We start from the raw sequence: 17,408 nt of genomic DNA, 5'->3' as shown, positions 1-17,408 counted from the left end.
CCCTGTCTCATCCATTCCGGCACGTACATATTATTACTCAGATTTATAATAGATTAGCAGTTCTATGTTATTTCCAAGGTATCTATCCCATAAATTCTGTTCAGGATAATCTGTTGCGACCAACCAAGGGGGACAACCATGAATATCGATGATGATTTGCACGCGCTGAGCGAACAGGAAGCCGCGTTGACCTTCAGCCATTTCGACCATAACACCGCCTGGGAGTTGGGCTCTGCGTTGAGGTCCGCGGCCGAACAGCGCCGTTTGTCTATCGCCATTGAGATCCAGCTCGCGGGGCAGACGCTGTTTTACTACGCCATGCCGGGAGCTACGCCCGATATTGCCGACTGGGTACGACGCAAACGTAATGTGGTTAACCATTTCCACAAGAGCTCTTACGCCATTGGCCTGCGACTGCAGCAACGGCAATCCTCCCTGGAAGAACGATACGGCCTGAGCGTCCGCGACTACTCGGCACACGGCGGTGCCTTCCCGATCAACCTTGGTGGCGTGGGCTGCATCGGCACCATCAGCATTTCCGGCTCACCCCAGTTGGAAGATCACAATCTGTTGGTCGGCACCCTGGCGCACTTTCTCGGACTATCCTTACCGGCGGTTCACTAAGGGGTATAACCTGGCCTATTCTTTCTGCGCAGGCCGCCTGACCCGCGGCCTGACTGTACCTTGTCATTTATCCAATTCCTGAAAGAGTATAAGTCTGATTTTCCAAAGTGCATTGATGTATATCTAGGAATCGCCGCAGCAACAGGCGTATGGTGTCTATCAGCTATTCGAGACGGACCGCATCCGGCCCGCCATTCCGTTCTCTTTTATAGACTTGGTTTACACCTTAGATGAAAACGCATGAAATTAACGGCATTCGGCCGTTCAGCGCGCTGATTGATGCCTGTTGGCGAGATCCTTATTCCCTGCAACGCCTGCTAAAAGACGCCATCGCCGGCGTTACCGTCGGCATTATCGCCATCCCGCTGGCGATGGCGCTGGCGATTGCCAGTGGCGTCCCCCCTCAATATGGGCTGTACACCTCAGCGGTTGCCGGGATTGTCATCGCCATCAGCGGCGGCTCGCGCTACAGCGTCTCCGGCCCTACCGCCGCGTTTGTGGTGATCCTCTATCCGGTTTCGCAGCAGTTCGGCCTTTCGGGCCTGCTGATCGCCACCCTGCTTTCCGGGCTGTTCTTAGTCCTTATGGGATTGGCGCGTTTCGGCCGCTTGATTGAGTACATTCCCCTGTCGGTGACGCTGGGCTTTACCTCCGGTATCGCCATCACCATTGCCACCATGCAGGTGAAAGATTTCTTTGGCCTGCAAATGACGGCGGTGCCGGAACACTATGTGGGCAAGGTTTACGCCCTGCTGCAGGCGCTGCCGACGCTGGACTTCGGCGATACGCTGATTGGCGCCGTCACGCTGCTGATCCTGATATTCTGGCCTAAGCTCGGCCTGCGGGTGCCGGGCCATTTGCCCGCGCTGCTGGCAGGGACGGCGGTGATGGGCATTCTGGCGCTGTTTGACCATCCGGTCGCGACCATTGGTTCACGCTTCAGCTACCTGCTGGCCGATGGCTCTCAGGGGCAAGGCATTCCGCCGATACTGCCGCAGCTGATGCTGCCGTGGGATTTACCGGCCGGTGACGGCAAGCCCATGGTGCTGAGCTGGCAAACGCTGTCCGCCCTGCTGCCGGCCGCCTTCTCCATGGCGATGCTAGGGGCGATAGAATCCCTGTTGTGCGCGGTGGTGCTTGACGGGATGACCGGCAAGAAGCACAACTCCAATACCGAACTTATCGGCCAGGGCGCGGGCAATATCATTGCGCCTTTCTTCGGCGGCATTACGGCCACCGCGGCCATTGCACGCTCTGCCGCCAACGTTCGTGCCGGAGCCACTTCGCCGGTCTCCGCCATCATTCATGCCTTGCTGGTGCTGTTGGCGCTGCTGGTGCTGGCGCCGTGGCTGTCCTGGCTGCCGCTGGCAGCCATGGCGTCGCTGCTGCTGATGGTGGCCTGGAATATGAGCGAAGCGCACAAGGTGGTTTATCTGCTGCGGCGAGCGCCGAAAGACGACATTCTGGTGATGCTGCTGTGCATGTCGCTGACGGTGCTGTTCGATATGGTGATCGCCATTACCGTAGGCATTGTCCTGGCCTCGTTGCTGTTTATGCGCCGCATTGCACGCATGACACGCCTGAGCGAACTGAGTGCCGACAACGGCCGATTGGTGCTGCGGGTGAATGGTCCGCTGTTCTTCGCCGCCGCCGAGCGCATTTTTAACGAACTGCTGGTGCGCAGCGAAAGTTATGACGTGATCGTATTGCAGTGGGATGCGGTACCGGTGCTGGATGCCGGGGGGTTGGATGCCTTGCAACGCTTTATCGAAGCCCTGCCGGCCGGCAAGCAGTTGGCCATCACCGACATGCCTTTCCAGCCGTTGAAAACGCTGGCAAGGGCACGAATACAGCCGATTGAGGGGAAACTGCATTTCTACGCGACGCTGCCTGAAGCCCTGACGGCGCTGGATGCCTGAAAAACAAAAAGCCCGACGAATCGGGCTTTAAACCATAGCGGGCGCAGCATGCTGCGCCCCTACAAATAACAGCTGTGAAAATGTTTAGTTGCTGGTATCCAGCTCCGGGAAGCTCTTCACCAGATCGTCGATGGCTTTCATCTGCACCAGGAACGGCTCCAGCTTGTCCAGCGGCAGCGCGGACGGGCCGTCGCATTTGGCGCTGTTTGGCTCCGGGTGCGCTTCAATGAACAGGCCAGCCAGACCAACCGCCATACCGGCACGCGCCAGTTCGGCAACCTGCGCACGACGGCCGCCAGAGGCTGCGCCAAAGGGATCGCGAGTCTGCAGAGCATGGGTCACGTCAAAGATCACCGGATGGCCGCCCGTCACGTTTTTCATGACGTTGATGCCCAGCATGTCTACCACCAGGTTATCGTAACCAAAGTTGCTGCCGCGATCGCACAGGATCACCTGATCGTTACCGCCTTCCTTGAACTTGTCGACGATATTGCCCATTTGGCCCGGGCTGACGAACTGTGGCTTTTTGACGTTGATCACCGCACCGGTTTTCGCCATCGCTTCCACCAGATCGGTCTGACGCGCCAGGAATGCCGGCAGTTGGATCACGTCAACCACTTCGGACACCGGCTGGGCCTGTGATGCTTCGTGAACGTCGGTGATGATTTTCACGCCGAAGGTTTTTTTGATTTCTTCGAAGATTTTCATCCCCTCGTCCAGGCCTGGACCACGGTAGGAGTGGATAGAAGAACGGTTGGCTTTATCAAAAGAGGCTTTGAAAACGTAAGGGATGCCCAGTTTTTGCGTCACGGTGACGTAGTGTTCACAGATGCGCATCGCCAGATCGCGCGATTCCAGCACGTTCATACCGCCAAACAGCACAAACGGCAGGTCGTTCGCTACGTCGATGTCACCAATGCTAACCACTTTCTGTTTCATGCTTTCGCCTTTATTGAAGTTACCCGTCGTGCCTCAAGCCTTGGCCTGTCGCTTTCGGGGCATAGTAAATGAATTAATGCAGCGTGACCTGTTTCGGTTCAATCGAGTGGATCTGTACCTTGATCACTTCGCTGACCGGATCCTCAGGACACTGTTCGACAAAATAGTTAAGATCGGAAATCGCGATATGGTTGCATTCCAACTGGGCGTAAATCAGCCCACGGTCACGGATTTCGTAAGGGTCTTCCGGATCGAAGCACAACACCGTTTCGCTGGCGCGCAGCGCCATTTCCATCTGTTTTTCTTCCATCAGGGCGGCTTTCAGCGTATCCAACATCTTACGCACCACCATGACGTTTTCTGACTCATCGAGATCGTCGTCTTCCAACTCGGCGCCCAGACCCAGGTTACCCTTGATCCACACTTCCAGCTGGTGTTCGTTCAGCGTCTCGCCGTTCAAGGGATTGATCAACCACATTTCTTCATCCAGCCAGTCTGCCCGCAGGATCAGTTGAGTTGGGAAAATAACCGGCAGCAGCGGTAAATCCAGATGAGCGGCGATATGCAGGAAAATGGTGCCGAGCGAAACCGGCGTGCCCTGACGACCTTCCAGCACCTTGTCGAGCCAAATAGCGTCGGACAGGCGATATACGCCGCTGGCGCCGCCAAAACCCCAGGTTTTGAAGAACAATTCAATGAGTGCGTCCAGTTGCTGTTCCTGGCTGAGATCCTGCGGCACGGCCGCACGCGCGTCGTCAACCAGCTGTTGCAGCTTACGTTCAACCTCGGCGGCGGGGAAATCACGCCGCACGGACTGCGATACCAGGATCACGCCCTCGCTCAGCAGCGAGGTGTTAAATTCAAAATCAGCAATACTACTCATAAGTATCCCATCAGAAAGGGTATTTTCGTCGTGGCAAGTTTAATTATCAGGTACAAACAGCCCAAGGCCAACACAAACGCCAGTGTGCGCAGGTTCTGGTTTTTAGTCTTCTTGCCCAATGCGACGTAGCCAAGCAGGATATAGATAATAACGCCAAACAGCTTCTCGGTCAGCCACGAGTCCATACCCAGCAACGGATATAACTTGAACATCACGACCAGCGCGATGCCGCTGACGAACAACACCGTATCATTTATATGCGGGGTTATCTTCACCCAACGCTTGTTCATCATAGCCGAATTGCGCCATTTCCAGAAGAAACGCAATACAAACAAGACAATACTGATGGTGACCGTCAACAAATGCAGATGTTTTAACGCCGAGTAGACTGCCATATTGCTTCCTTTTATTGAATCGCTGTGTGCTTCGTTATTGTTGGTTTTCAGTTATTGCTGCGGCCATTGGCCAAAGGTCACGCGATCGTTGCCACCATAATCGCGTCGGGTATCGATCGAAATAAAACCGGCGGCCTGCAGTAGTGCGCGTACGCTTTCTCCCTGCTGCCAGCCGTGTTCAAGCAGAAGCCAACCCTGTGATTGCAGGTGGTGCGGCGCCTGCTGCACGATAGCGGACAAATCCGCCAGCCCCTGCTGTGGCGCCACCAGTGCGCTGCTCGGCTCAAAACGTACGTCGCCCTGTGCCAAATGTGGGTCAGCGGCGTCGATATAAGGAGGGTTGCTGGCGATCAGAGCGAAAGTTTCTCCGGCCAGCGGGGCAAACCAACTGCCCTGAAGGAATTGCGCGTTGCCGATCGACAGTTTCTGCGCATTGTGCTGTGCCAGCGCCACCGCTTCCGGCTGTAAATCCACCCCGGTCACTTTACAGTCTGGGCGTTCGCTGGCCAATGCCAGGGCGATGGCGCCGGTACCGGTACCGAGATCGAGAAGGGTGCAAGGGGATGGGGGCAAAAGCTCCAGCGCCAACTCCACCAGGCATTCGGTGTCTGGACGCGGGATCAGGGTGGCGGGCGATACCGATAGTGGTAACGACCAAAATTCGCGCTCGCCGATCAGATAAGCCACGGGCTCACCGCGTTCGCGGCGCGCCAGCAATCTCTCCAACTGCTCCTGCTCTTGCGGCGTCAGCTCGGTTTCGCCAAACGCCATCAGGAAAGTTCTGGCCCGGCCGGTCACGAACCCCAGCAGGATTTCCGCATCGCGTCGGGCGCTTTCACTCTGCGTCAGGCGGACAACCGCCGCCTTCAGCCAGGATTGATAGTCCATTACTCCTGCTCAGCGGACAGCGCAGCGAGCTGGTCGGCCTGGTATTCCTGCACAATCGGCTGGATCAGCATGTCGAGTTTGCCTTCCATTACCTCATCCAAACGGTACAACGTCAGGTTGATGCGGTGGTCGGTCACGCGGCCCTGCGGGAAGTTGTAGGTGCGGTTGCGGTCTGAACGATCGCCGCTGCCCAACAGGTTGCGACGGGTTGAAGCCTCTGCCTGCTGGCGCTTGGCCATTTCTGCGGCACGGATACGTGCGCCCAACACGGCCATCGCCTTGGCTTTGTTTTTATGCTGCGAACGCTCGTCCTGACACTCCACCACGATGCCGGTCGGCAAGTGGGTAATACGTATCGCCGAGTCGGTGGTGTTAACGTGCTGCCCACCTGCGCCTGAGGAGCGGAAGGTGTCAATTTTCAGATCGCCCGCGTTGATCTCCGGCAGTTCGGCTTCCGGCACCGCCGGCATCACTGCCACAGTACAGGCAGAGGTATGAATACGCCCCTGCGACTCGGTTTCTGGTACGCGCTGCACGCGGTGACCGCCAGATTCAAATTTCAGTTGGCCGAAAACGCCATCGCCAGAAACCTTGGCAATCACTTCTTTATAGCCGCCATGTTCACCTTCGTTAGCGCTCATGATCTCGACGCGCCAGCGACGCGTTTCCGCATAACGGCTGTACATACGGAACAGATCGCCGGCGAAGATCGCCGCTTCGTCGCCGCCGGTACCGGCGCGCACTTCCAGGAAGCAATCGCGCTCATCATCCGGATCTTTCGGCAACAGCAGCAGTTGCAATTGCTGCTCCAGTTCTTCCGTAGCGGCCTTGGCGTCTTTCAGCTCTTCCTGTGCCATTTCGCGCATTTCCGGGTCATCCAGCATCATTTCTGCCGTGGCCAGATCGTCTTGCACCTTACGCCATTCCAGGAAACAGCGGCTGACATCGGTCAACTGTGCATATTCGCGCGACAGCGCGCGGAACCGATCCTGCTCAGCAATAACGCCGGCATCGCCGAGCAGCGCCTGCACTTCTTCATGGCGCTCTTGTAACGCTTCCAGTTTGGCAACAATAGAAGGCTTCATGCGTGGTATTAAACCCTGTTAAAAGAGAAAACTAATGCTGATCCAGCCCGAGGCTGTCGCGTAATAATTGCAACCGCTCCACGTCGCCATCGCCGGCGGCCTGCTGGAGGGATTTGGTAGGGGCATGAATAAGACGATTGGTCAGCCGATGGGCCAGCTCGTGGATAACCTGCTCCACGTCGGCGCCCTGCGCAATCGCGGCCAGGGCTTTGGCTTCCATTTCCGCACGGATCTGATCGGCCTGCGAGCGGTAGTCGCGGATAGTTTCCACTGCGCCCTGTGAGCGCAGCCAGGCCATAAAGTTGGTGCTTTCCTGCTGAACGATCGTTTCCGCCTGCACCGCCGCGGCTTTGCGCTGCGCCAGGTTGCTTTGAATGATGGCATGCAGATCGTCCACGCTGTACAGATAGGCGTTGGCCAGCTTGCCCACTTCCGGTTCAATATCACGCGGTACGGCGATATCCACCAGCAGCATCGGCTGGTTGCGACGCGCTTTCAGCGCGCGCTCCACCATCCCTTTACCGATGATCGGCAGCGGGCTGGCGGTAGAACTGATGATGATATCGGCGTCCGCCAGGCGTTCGTCGATTTCCGGTAGTGTGATCACTTCCGCGCCGACTTCGTCCGCCAGCAGTTGCGCACGTTCGCGGGTACGGTTGGCAATAATCATATGCCGTACCTTGTGCTCGCGCAGATGGCGTGCCACCAGTTCAATGGTTTCACCCGCGCCCACCAACAGCACGTTCAACTCGGCAAGAGATTCGAAGATTTGGCGCGCCAACGTACAGGCGGCAAAGGCCACGGACACCGCGCTGGCGCCGATTTCGGTTTCGGTACGCACGCGTTTGGCGACAGAGAAGGATTTTTGGAACAGGCGTTCAAGCTCACCGGAAAGCGACTGGCCGCGTTGCGATTCGGCAAAGGCTTTTTTCACCTGACCGAGGATCTGCGGTTCACCCAACACCAGCGAATCCAGCCCGCTGGCTACGCGCATCAGATGGCTGACGGCGTCGTTGCCATGGTGCCAATACAGGCTTTTGCTCACTTCTTCCGGGCGCAGATGGTGGTACTCACACAGCCAGGCAACCAGCTGTTCATGAATATGTTCCTGTTGTTCCACGCTAAGATAAAGTTCGGTGCGGTTACAGGTAGACAACACGACACCGCCCTGCACCAACGGTTGTTGGAGCAAGCTGGTAAGCGCCTGTTCGATAGACTCTGGGGAGAAGGTCACCCTTTCACGCAGAGAAACCGGAGCGGTTTTGTGATTTATACCTAACGCCAGCAGGGTCATTGCTTCGAGTAATACTTCTTTTGGTACGGGTTCTCGTTGAACGGCATTCTACTTGATGCGCGGGCTCAATAAAAGTAACAACCGCATCTTCCGTTCAATCGGTGAAATAGTCAGCATCAATCGATAAATCACTAATAAATACAGCGAGATGACGTATTATTCGACGACATAACATACTGAATTTTAGTGCAGTATGCGATATTCCGCACGGTATTCAGCAATAACGATAACCCCTAAGCCGCCAGGCGACGATCAAATATCCGGCGTTTACCAACCTAAAGTGCCGCAACGAAAGGTGGGATCCAAAAGAAAAGAGACCTGCTGACAAAAAACATGCTTCGCCTGAAGATAAAAAAATGCCGCGCCCGCGATGCATAGCAGCGAAATAACGATCCGTACTGACAGCTTCATGACCTTCCCCTCTCCCCCGGCGATAAACTTTTGCAGCATACCGATAGCAACCTCAACTAAACGCCAACGGCCCTCAGCCCGACCTGAGAGATATTCTTGTGCCCACAGCGGCAGGGTTGGGCGATTGTGTTAATCTTATCTGCAAACGCAGCGCATAACCCCGAGCCAACAGCGGTGACAAAGCCGGGCAGATTCAAAGCGATGCAGCAAAAAATTGACGCGCCGGCGCTGCCCCGCTAGCGTAAACGCTGATACCAAGGTCTCGCTGTGCGTGCCCGTAAGGACAAAAGGACAAGAGAAAGTTATGCCAATCCGCAAAGTTAGTTTGCTACGCCTGATCCCGCTGGCCAGCCTGGTGCTGGCTGCCTGTACCACTACCAAACCCAGCGGCCCGGCCACCAGCCCGACATCACCGCAATGGCGCGCCCATGAGCAAGCGGTGCAGCAGCTTGAGCAGTACCAGACCCGGGGCTCTTTCGCTTACCTGTCAGATCAGAAAAAAGTCTACGCGCGCTTCTTCTGGCAGCAGTATTCGTCGGATCGCTACCGCCTGCTGCTGACCAACCCGCTTGGCAGCACCGAGCTTGATCTCAACGTGCAGAAAAATGTGGTGCAGTTGACCGACAATCAGGGCAAGCGCTATGTCAGCGACAATGCCGAAGAGATGATCCGCAAACTGACCGGTATGGCAATCCCGCTGGATAACCTGCGCCAATGGATGCTCGGCCTGCCGGGGGAAGCCAACGACTTCAAGCTGGATGATCAGTATCGCCTGAACTCGCTGACCTACCAGCAAGGCGGCCAGACCTGGACCGTCGACTACCAGGATTACAACAACAGCCTGCAACCGCAGTTGCCAAGCCGACTGGAGCTGAAACAGGGTGACCAGCGCATCAAACTGAAAATGGATAATTGGACGCTCAAATGATCCGTCAGTGGCCATCGCCAGCTAAACTAAATTTGTTTTTATACATTACCGGCCAACGTGAGGATGGCTATCACCTGTTGCAGACGCTGTTTCAGTTTCTGGATTACGGCGACACGCTGACCATCGATGTGCGACAGGATGACCGTATTCACCTGCTGACCCCGGTGGCGGGCGTGCCGGATGAAGAAAACCTGATTGTCCGCGCCGCACGTCTGCTGCAGCAGTATTGCGATCGCCATGGGCTGGATACCGCGCCACGCGGTGCCGACATCAGCATCGAAAAGCGGCTGCCGATGGGAGGTGGGCTGGGCGGTGGCTCCTCCAACGCCGCTACGGTACTGGTTGCGCTGAATGAACTGTGGCGCTGCGGTTTGAGCGACGACCAGCTTGCTGAACTGGGGCTGGCGCTCGGTGCCGACGTCCCTGTCTTCGTGCGTGGCCATGCGGCGTTCGCCGAAGGCATCGGTGAACGTTTGCAGCCGGCCAACCCGCAGGAAAAATGGTATCTGGTGGCGCATCCGGGGGTCAGCATCCCTACCCCGGCGATTTTCGGCGATGCGGAATTAAAAAGAGACACCCCGGTTCGTCCGTTAAGTGTGCTGTTACAGGCAACTTACGCAAATGATTGCGAACCTATAGCAAGAAAACGTTTTCGCGAGGTTGAACAGCTTGTTTCTTGGCTGTTAGAATACGCGCCGTCACGCCTGACTGGCACAGGTGCTTGTGTGTTTGCTGAATTCGACACAGAAACCGCCGCCCGTCAGGTGTTAAATCAAGCCCCGGAGTGGATACGTGGTTTTGTAGCGCGTGGCGTTAACGTCTCTCCACTACATCGCATCCGTTCCGGGCAGATGAAACCGTAGTTCTCGTTTCGCTGCGCAGGGTCATTCACACCTGGCCCTGTAATCCCTGCGCCGCTTCGGTTTCACGTTGTTTTTTTACACACCCGTATGATATTGCGCCGGCGTCGCTAACTGCCCCTTAGCGAAGGCCGAATGACAATATCTTCTCTGGACGCATGCCTGAGGTTCTTCTCGTGCCTGATATGAAGCTTTTTGCTGGTAACGCCACCCCGGAACTAGCACAACGTATTGCCAACCGTTTGTACACCAGCCTTGGTGACGCCGCTGTAGGTCGTTTTAGCGACGGCGAAGTGAGCGTGCAAATCAACGAAAATGTACGCGGCGGTGATATTTTCATCATCCAGTCCACCTGTGCCCCTACCAACGACAACCTGATGGAACTGGTCGTTATGGTAGATGCCCTGCGTCGCGCCTCCGCAGGTCGTATTACTGCTGTTATCCCTTACTTCGGTTATGCCCGCCAGGATCGCCGCGTGCGTTCTGCTCGTGTGCCAATCACGGCCAAAGTTGTAGCCGATTTCCTCTCCAGTGTAGGGGTTGACCGCGTTTTGACGGTGGATCTGCACGCTGAACAGATCCAAGGCTTCTTCGATGTTCCGGTAGATAACGTGTTCGGTAGCCCGATCCTGCTGGAAGACATGCTGCAACAGAATCTGGAGAACCCAATCGTGGTTTCCCCAGACATCGGCGGCGTAGTGCGCGCCCGCGCTATCGCCAAACTGCTGAACGATACCGATATGGCTATCATCGATAAACGCCGCCCGCGCGCGAACGTTTCTCAGGTGATGCACATCATTGGTGACGTAGCAGGCCGTGACTGTGTGCTGGTTGACGATATGATCGATACCGGCGGTACCTTATGTAAAGCGGCTGAAGCGTTGAAAGAACGCGGTGCCAAGCGCGTATTTGCCTACGCGACGCACCCGATCTTCTCCGGTAACGCCGTGGAAAACATCCGCAACTCGGTAATTGATGAAGTGATTGTCTGCGACACCATTCCGCTGTCTCCAGAAATCAAGGCACTGAAAAACGTACGTACTCTGACGCTGTCTGGCATGCTGGCTGAAGCCATCCGCCGTATCAGCAACGAAGAGTCAATTTCTGCGATGTTCGAGCATTAATCAGTTCTCTTTTCGGTGCGGCGCCCTGCCGTACCGAAGGGATTGATGGCCCGAAGGCAGAAAAAGAAAAACCCGTTGGTGCATCTGCAGCAACGGGTTTTCTACGGGTAGTCAAACATGACCTTAAACCTTAATGCGCGGCACGACTCCTTTGCCGTAATACCTGCTCCCTTCTCTCTTTCTAATCAATGCGACGAACGATGATGATCGTTACGGCAACGTTTATCAAAGTGTTTTACCCACCAGTAACGATCCGCTACCTGCTCACGACCGCCAATACGCGCACCTACCAACCACAACAACGCCCCCACGAAGATACTCATGATTGCGCCATGGGCGAAAAACTGCGGCAGGTTGAACTTGGAAACTTCAGCAATAATGGAGTATCCGACGCCGCCGATCATGACGACCAGGCCCAGCCCCATAAAAAAGTTGCCCATTCTGTCCGCGTTTCTACGTTTCATATGCCACCTCCATAGTGCCATGTGCCAACCGGGATAACTCTCTAACTGATTAACCCACTTTGATTAGTTAAGTATAGTCTCAGGTTGGACAGGGTGATTGCGGAGACGATCACAAATGGTAAAGAAAACATGACAAAACTTTACCAGAATGAGTCTATTAGCGATCAAATTGAATGATTCCGCTAATGAATTATTCTCTTTTCTGTATATAGTTTCGTCAATACACGAACGGACATATCAGGATTTTGTCATTCATGGCGTCGACAGGTAGACTATTGCCCTTTCCATTATATCGATCATAGCGAATCTCCCAGTGAGCAGTATTAAATTGATAGTCGGCCTGGCGAATCCGGGCGCTGAATACGCGCAGACGCGGCACAACGCCGGCGCCTGGTACGTCGATTTACTGGCCCAGCGCCATAACCAGCAGCTAAAAGAAGAGAGCAAATTCTTCGGCTACACCGCCCGACTGAACCTGGCCGGTAACGACGTGCGGCTGTTAGTGCCTACCACCTTTATGAACCTCAGCGGCAAAGCGGTATTGGCGATGGCCAATTTCTATCGCATCGAGCCGGACGAGATCCTGGTGGCGCATGACGAGCTGGATATTCCCCCCGGCGTTGCCAAGATCAAACTGGGCGGCGGCAACGGTGGCCACAACGGGCTGAAGGATATTCAGAACAAGTTTGGCAATAACCCGAATTTCTATCGCTTGCGTATCGGCATTGGCCATCCGGGCGATAAAAACAAAGTGGTGGGTTTCGTACTCGGCAAGCCGCCGGCCAGCGAGCAAAAAATGATTGATGAAGCGATCGATGAAGCCGCACGCTGTACGGAAGTGCTGCTGACTGACGGGTTGGAAAAAACCGTTCGTCGCCTGCACAGCTTCAAGGCGCAGGCCTGATAAACGTTGCAGCGGGCATCGCGCCCGCTGCTGTCGTGCTTAGGTACGTAGTTTGAAGGTTTCTTCGCCGACGTTAGCGTCATCGGTTTGGTAATCTTCTTCCGCCACGTAATATTGCGGATCGTCCAGTTCATGGCTGCAAAACGGGCCGGCCTGTTTCAACAGGCGTACACAGTCACCGCTCAGATGACGTAGCCGAATGGTTTTCCCCGCCGCCAGATAGCGCGCCGTCAGCTTATCAATCGCCTCCACGCCGCTGGAATCCATCACCCGGGTACCGGCAAAATCCAGCACCACATTTTGCGGATCGTTTTTGGGTTCGAACAGTTCGGCAAAGGCCGTGGCAGACCCGAAGAACAGCGGCCCGTCCAGCTGATACACCGCCACCTCTCCTTCCACCCGATGCTGACGCACGCGAATACGTGCCTGCTGCCAGGCAAATACCAGCGCCGAAATGATCACCCCGCTGATCACCGCCATCGCCAGATCGGTAAAGATGGTAATCAGGGTCACCAGCAGCATCACCAGCGCATCCGCCTTCGGCATCCGGCGCAGACGGCGCAGCGAGCTCCATTCAAAGGTGTTGTAACACACCACCAGCATCACCCCGGCCAGCGCCGCCACCGGCAGCAGGCCGATATAGCCCGACAGGCTGACCACAAACAAAATCAGCAGTATCGCGCCAACCACACCGGAAATGCGCCCACGCCCGCCTGAAGTGAAGTTGATGATCGACTGGCCAATCATTGCGCAACCGGCGAAACAACCAAACAGGCCACAAACCGCGTTGCCGGCCCCCTGAGCTATGCTCTCGCGGTTGCCGTTGCCTTTCTTGCCGCCCATTTCATCCAGCACCGTCATGGTAAGCAGCGATTCGATCAACCCTACCAGCGCAATCACCAATGCGTATGGCAGCACCACTTTCAGCATGTCCAGGGTAAAAGGCGCCATCGGCAGGCTAAAGTGCGGTAATGCACCGGAAATGTCCGCCAGATCGCCGACCCGCAGCGTTTGCAGGTTAAAGCCGATTGCCAGTGCAGATACGACGATTAGCGCTGCCAGCGACGCCGGGATGACGCGCGTCAACCGTGGGAAGAACACCACCACCAGGATCGCCAGGGCCACCAGCCCATACATCAGCGGCCCCTGCCCGGCAATCATATGCAGTTGCGCCAGCATAATGACAATCGCCAACCCGTTCACGAAGCCGTGAACCGCGGGCAGCGGCACCAGTCGGATAAATTTGCCCAGGCGGAAAATACCGATCAGGATTTGGATAACGCCGGCAAAAATCGTCGCCCACAGCACGTACCCCATGCCGTACTGCGCCGCCAGGCTCATCAGCACCACCACGATTGAACCGGCCGCACCCGACACCATGCCCGGCTTGCCGCCAAACAGCGCGGTGACCAGCCCGATAATAAAAGCGGTGTGCAACCCGACGATCGGAGAAAGCCCGGCAACCAGCGAAAAGCCAACCGCTTCCGGGATCATGGAAACTGCCACCACAAAGCCCGCCAGCACCTCGTTCTTGACGGCCGACAGCCTGAAATTGTTCAGGTTAAACATGGATTATTCACTTCTGACAGATAAAACACATTCCCGCAGCACGGGAACCAAGGCCGCAGGGCGCGGCAAACCTCAGAAGGGGGACAGCTTAGGGTGGACTGGGCAAGAAGGACATCCGGCACGTTTCCTGTAGGTTAATCAGAAGTGTCAGTATGTGTAAATGTGATCTAAATCTCAATCAAAAACCGGCAGTGCGTGGCCATTTACCCATCACACACAGCCAGATCGAGAAAAACGGCCATTACGTGTATAATGGCGCCATTATTTCGTCCTTTATGCAGTGGGTTAAACCTAACCGGCTGATAGTTAAGATATTTAAGGTGATAACAACATGGGATTCAAATGCGGTATCGTCGGCCTGCCTAACGTAGGCAAATCCACCCTGTTCAACGCGTTGACCAAAGCGGGTATCGAAGCAGCCAACTTCCCGTTCTGCACCATTGAACCTAACACCGGTGTGGTGCCGATGCCCGATCCGCGTCTGGACCAGTTAGCCGAGATCGTCAAGCCACAGCGTATCCTGCCGACCACCATGGAATTCGTCGACATCGCCGGCCTGGTCAAGGGCGCGTCCAAAGGTGAAGGCCTGGGTAACCAGTTCCTGACCAACATCCGCGAAACCGAAGCGATTGGCCACGTGGTTCGCTGCTTCGAAAACGACAACATCATCCACGTTAACAACAAAGTTGACCCGGCTGACGACATCGACGTCATCAACACCGAACTGGCCTTGTCGGATCTCGACACCTGCGAACGCGCGATCCACCGCGTGCAGAAGAAAGCCAAAGGCGGCGACAAAGACGCGAAAGCGGAACTGGCAGCCCTGGAAAAATGCCTGCCACAGCTGGAAAACGCCGGCATGCTGCGCGCACTGGATCTGTCCGAAGAAGACAAGGCGGCCATCCGCTACCTGAGCTTCCTGACGCTGAAGCCAACCATGTACATCGCCAACGTCAACGAAGACGGTTTCGAGAACAACCCGTACCTGGACAAAGTGCGTGAAATCGCTGCGGGCGAGGGTTCGGTTGTGGTTGCCGTGTGCGCCGCAGTAGAATCCGACATTGCTGAACTGGATGACGCAGACCGCGAAGAATTCATGGCCGAACTGGGCCTGGAAGAGCCGGGCCTGAACCGCGTGATCCGCGCCGGTTACGAGCTGCTGAACCTGCAGACCTACTTCACCGCCGGTGTGAAAGAAGTCCGCGCCTGGACCATCCCGGTCGGCGCTACCGCCCCGCAGGCCGCCGGCAAGATCCACACCGACTTCGAAAAAGGCTTTATCCGCGCTCAAACCATCGCTTTTGAAGACTTCATCACCTACAAGGGTGAACAAGGTGCCAAAGAAGCCGGCAAGATGCGTTCAGAAGGTAAAGACTACATCGTTAAAGACGGCGACGTGATGAACTTCTTGTTTAACGTCTAACTACCCTCAGGCAGTTCGCGGTGTAGCCATAGATTAAATCCACGCCCCGGCGTGGATTTTTATTTATAGTTATAATAAGGCAAGCATTTTAAGTAATTCTACACGATTGCGAATTCCAAATTTCTTGCTTGCATTACTGAGATGTGAGTACACGGTTTTAGGATTCAAATTCAAACGTCGTGCAGTATTTTCAATACCTTCAGCTCTGGCTGTTTCACAAAGTACGAGTGCCTCCCCCCTAGTGATAGCTGTGACTTTACTCTTCATCCATTGATAACTCACGTCATCCGGAACTTCATGACGAATTAACGCCATACAGACCCGCTTCACCACACTCAAATCATCATGTTTATCTAATATGATATCTGGTGTCGCTCTGGCTATCAAAGATAATACTATTGGTGAAACCTTATCGATAAAGAATAATATTTTCACATCCGAATTCATCTTACGCGCATGATTAATAAAGGTTAAGTAATCATCGAAAAGATAAATTTTATTAGGAAAATCCATTATTACCACATTAGGTATATTTTTTATAACTTGTAATAAATTAATGGAAGGGAAAGAAAAGCAAAAAACCTCGTCTCCCAATAGCGCCCTCATTCCTTGCAGGCACAGTGGTGAACGATCAATATAAATGACACTCACGAGCATTCCCCTCTTTGTTATTGAAATCACTCTTTCATATATAACACGCGTTGTCACCGCTCTTTTTTGGGGTAATTTCATAAGGAAACAAACCAATTAAAAACATACTTGTAACATAAATGCAAAGAACCAAGTTAATATCCCTTTCCGTTATTAAACCTCAAAAAAGGCACGTGTGTTTCAAAATATTTCAAACAGAAAAACCAGCATCCCAACAAAACTGCAACGTAATGATATAGATCTATTTTCTTTTTTGTATGACATTACATGAAATGAAAGCAAATGTTACAAGTCGCTCAGCCAACTTTCCACCCAAAATAAAATACCTATAGAGATAATTCTTAGTTTGTTAGGATTAAAATTCATGTATGCATGACCGTTTTAAAAAACAATTACGCAACATGATTATCAAACACACTCACGCCAGTAAATCACTACTGTCAGGATTGCTTTCTCATAAAGTATGATTAAAGGGTATTTCACATGAATGTTAAATTAGTCACACTCACGCTCTTCGCTTTCACTGGCACATCTATAGCCGCATCCACCAATACTGTACAATTTAAAGGTGAAGTCAGCACTCAAACGTGTTCCGTCAATATCAACGGTAACGAGTCCAATCCGGTAGTATTACTCCCTACCGTCCCTGTAAGTAAACTTAATGCTAAAGGGTTAACAGCAGGAGATACTACTTTTACGGTAAACGTCACTGGATGCACTGCAGCAAGCAGTGACACTGCAATAAAAACCGTTTTGGCCGGCAATAACCCAACCAGCAATGGTAACCTGGGAAATGCCGGTGATGCGGCTAAGGTATCAATTCAATTATTGGACAGTGACGCCTTGACTCCACTCTCATTCGCAACGGGTTCCACTGTCGCCACCAAAGCAATGACATTAGCCCAGGGGGCAACATCAACCTCGCAAAGCTTGGTTGCCCGTTATTATGCAGAAGATACCGGCGCATCAGCAGGCTCGGTAATTTCTACGGCACAATTTGCCATTAGTTACAAATAAATCGCGATCACGCAAAATATTATACTGGCA

General features: G+C 54.2%; 17 protein-coding genes. 8 read left to right on the top strand and 9 right to left on the bottom strand.

What is annotated here, in order from left to right:
- Positions 1–138 precede the first annotated feature (138 nt).
- Entirely contained in the window at positions 139–624 is a 486-nt protein-coding gene (locus LQ945_RS23560; protein WP_044549973.1) for a heme-degrading domain-containing protein, read from the top strand.
- A gap of 230 nt (positions 625–854) precedes the next feature.
- Positions 855–2,543, top strand: coding sequence for a C4-dicarboxylic acid transporter DauA (gene dauA / locus LQ945_RS23555; RefSeq protein WP_270101868.1), 1,689 nt, complete (start codon positions 855–857; stop codon positions 2,541–2,543).
- An 84-nt stretch (positions 2,544–2,627) separates the two neighbouring features.
- On the opposite strand, the gene kdsA is transcribed toward dauA, so the two are convergent.
- From kdsA to hemA, 6 genes are all read right to left on the bottom strand, one after another.
- A complete protein-coding gene (gene kdsA, locus LQ945_RS23550; RefSeq protein ID WP_270101867.1) occupies positions 2,628–3,482 on the bottom strand; it encodes a 3-deoxy-8-phosphooctulonate synthase in 855 nt (284 codons plus the stop codon).
- A gap of 73 nt (positions 3,483–3,555) precedes the next feature.
- Entirely contained in the window at positions 3,556–4,365 is an 810-nt protein-coding gene (gene sirB1 / locus LQ945_RS23545; protein WP_044549970.1) for an invasion regulator SirB1, read from the bottom strand.
- Positions 4,362–4,760, bottom strand: a complete 399-nt coding sequence (locus tag LQ945_RS23540; RefSeq protein WP_046373829.1) for a SirB2 family protein — start codon at positions 4,758–4,760, stop codon at positions 4,362–4,364. Before LQ945_RS23540 ends, sirB1 begins: the two co-directional genes overlap by 4 nt.
- Positions 4,761–4,811: 51 nt before the next feature.
- Positions 4,812–5,648, bottom strand: coding sequence for a peptide chain release factor N(5)-glutamine methyltransferase (gene prmC, locus LQ945_RS23535; protein WP_262242220.1), 837 nt, complete (start codon positions 5,646–5,648; stop codon positions 4,812–4,814).
- Positions 5,648–6,733 carry a peptide chain release factor 1 gene (gene prfA, locus LQ945_RS23530; RefSeq protein WP_044549967.1) on the bottom strand — a complete coding sequence of 362 codons (1,086 nt, stop codon included), beginning with the start codon at positions 6,731–6,733 and terminating at the stop codon, positions 5,648–5,650. The genes prmC and prfA overlap by 1 nt, the downstream gene beginning before the upstream one ends.
- A gap of 31 nt (positions 6,734–6,764) precedes the next feature.
- Entirely contained in the window at positions 6,765–8,027 is a 1,263-nt protein-coding gene (gene hemA, locus LQ945_RS23525; RefSeq protein WP_044549966.1) for a glutamyl-tRNA reductase, read from the bottom strand.
- Between the two features lie 715 nt (positions 8,028–8,742).
- On the opposite strand from hemA, the gene lolB reads away from it, so the two are divergent.
- From lolB to prs, 3 genes are all read left to right on the top strand, one after another.
- Positions 8,743–9,366 carry a lipoprotein insertase outer membrane protein LolB gene (gene lolB, locus LQ945_RS23520; protein ID WP_020826445.1) on the top strand — a complete coding sequence of 208 codons (624 nt, stop codon included), beginning with the start codon at positions 8,743–8,745 and terminating at the stop codon, positions 9,364–9,366.
- Positions 9,363–10,229 carry a 4-(cytidine 5'-diphospho)-2-C-methyl-D-erythritol kinase gene (gene ispE / locus LQ945_RS23515; protein ID WP_270101866.1) on the top strand — a complete coding sequence of 289 codons (867 nt, stop codon included), beginning with the start codon at positions 9,363–9,365 and terminating at the stop codon, positions 10,227–10,229. The genes lolB and ispE overlap by 4 nt, the downstream gene beginning before the upstream one ends.
- Before the next feature lie 173 nt (positions 10,230–10,402).
- On the top strand, positions 10,403–11,350 hold the full coding sequence (gene prs, locus LQ945_RS23510; protein ID WP_041414469.1) for a ribose-phosphate diphosphokinase: 948 nt from the start codon (positions 10,403–10,405) through the stop codon (positions 11,348–11,350).
- Positions 11,351–11,535: 185 nt separating this feature from the next.
- Here prs and ychH read toward each other — a convergent pair whose 3' ends face one another.
- Positions 11,536–11,814, bottom strand: a complete 279-nt coding sequence (gene ychH / locus LQ945_RS23505; protein ID WP_044549961.1) for a stress-induced protein YchH — start codon at positions 11,812–11,814, stop codon at positions 11,536–11,538.
- Between the two features lie 313 nt (positions 11,815–12,127).
- On the opposite strand from ychH, the gene pth reads away from it, so the two are divergent.
- A complete protein-coding gene (pth, locus tag LQ945_RS23500; RefSeq protein WP_020826441.1) occupies positions 12,128–12,718 on the top strand; it encodes an aminoacyl-tRNA hydrolase in 591 nt (196 codons plus the stop codon).
- A gap of 39 nt (positions 12,719–12,757) precedes the next feature.
- Here pth and LQ945_RS23495 read toward each other — a convergent pair whose 3' ends face one another.
- Positions 12,758–14,287: a SulP family inorganic anion transporter gene (locus LQ945_RS23495; protein ID WP_270101865.1), complete on the bottom strand. Its 1,530-nt coding sequence runs from the start codon at positions 14,285–14,287 to the stop codon at positions 12,758–12,760.
- Positions 14,288–14,618: 331 nt separating this feature from the next.
- Between LQ945_RS23495 and ychF the strand changes: the two genes are divergently transcribed.
- Positions 14,619–15,710 carry a redox-regulated ATPase YchF gene (ychF, locus tag LQ945_RS23490; protein WP_044549957.1) on the top strand — a complete coding sequence of 364 codons (1,092 nt, stop codon included), beginning with the start codon at positions 14,619–14,621 and terminating at the stop codon, positions 15,708–15,710.
- A gap of 69 nt (positions 15,711–15,779) precedes the next feature.
- On the opposite strand, the gene LQ945_RS23485 is transcribed toward ychF, so the two are convergent.
- Positions 15,780–16,367: a helix-turn-helix transcriptional regulator gene (locus tag LQ945_RS23485; protein ID WP_116690707.1), complete on the bottom strand. Its 588-nt coding sequence runs from the start codon at positions 16,365–16,367 to the stop codon at positions 15,780–15,782.
- Between the two features lie 477 nt (positions 16,368–16,844).
- On the opposite strand from LQ945_RS23485, the gene LQ945_RS23480 reads away from it, so the two are divergent.
- The gene (locus LQ945_RS23480) at positions 16,845–17,378 is read left to right on the top strand and encodes a fimbrial protein (RefSeq protein WP_116690708.1); all 534 of its coding nucleotides are present in this window, start codon (positions 16,845–16,847) and stop codon (positions 17,376–17,378) included.
- Positions 17,379–17,408 lie beyond the last annotated feature (30 nt).

Source organism: Serratia liquefaciens (genome assembly GCF_027594825.1).
GTDB classification, from domain to species: Bacteria; Pseudomonadota; Gammaproteobacteria; order Enterobacterales; family Enterobacteriaceae; genus Serratia; species Serratia liquefaciens_A.
The sequence above is the reverse complement of the archived record's forward strand: the minus strand, read 5'-3'. Positions and strand labels throughout refer to the sequence as shown.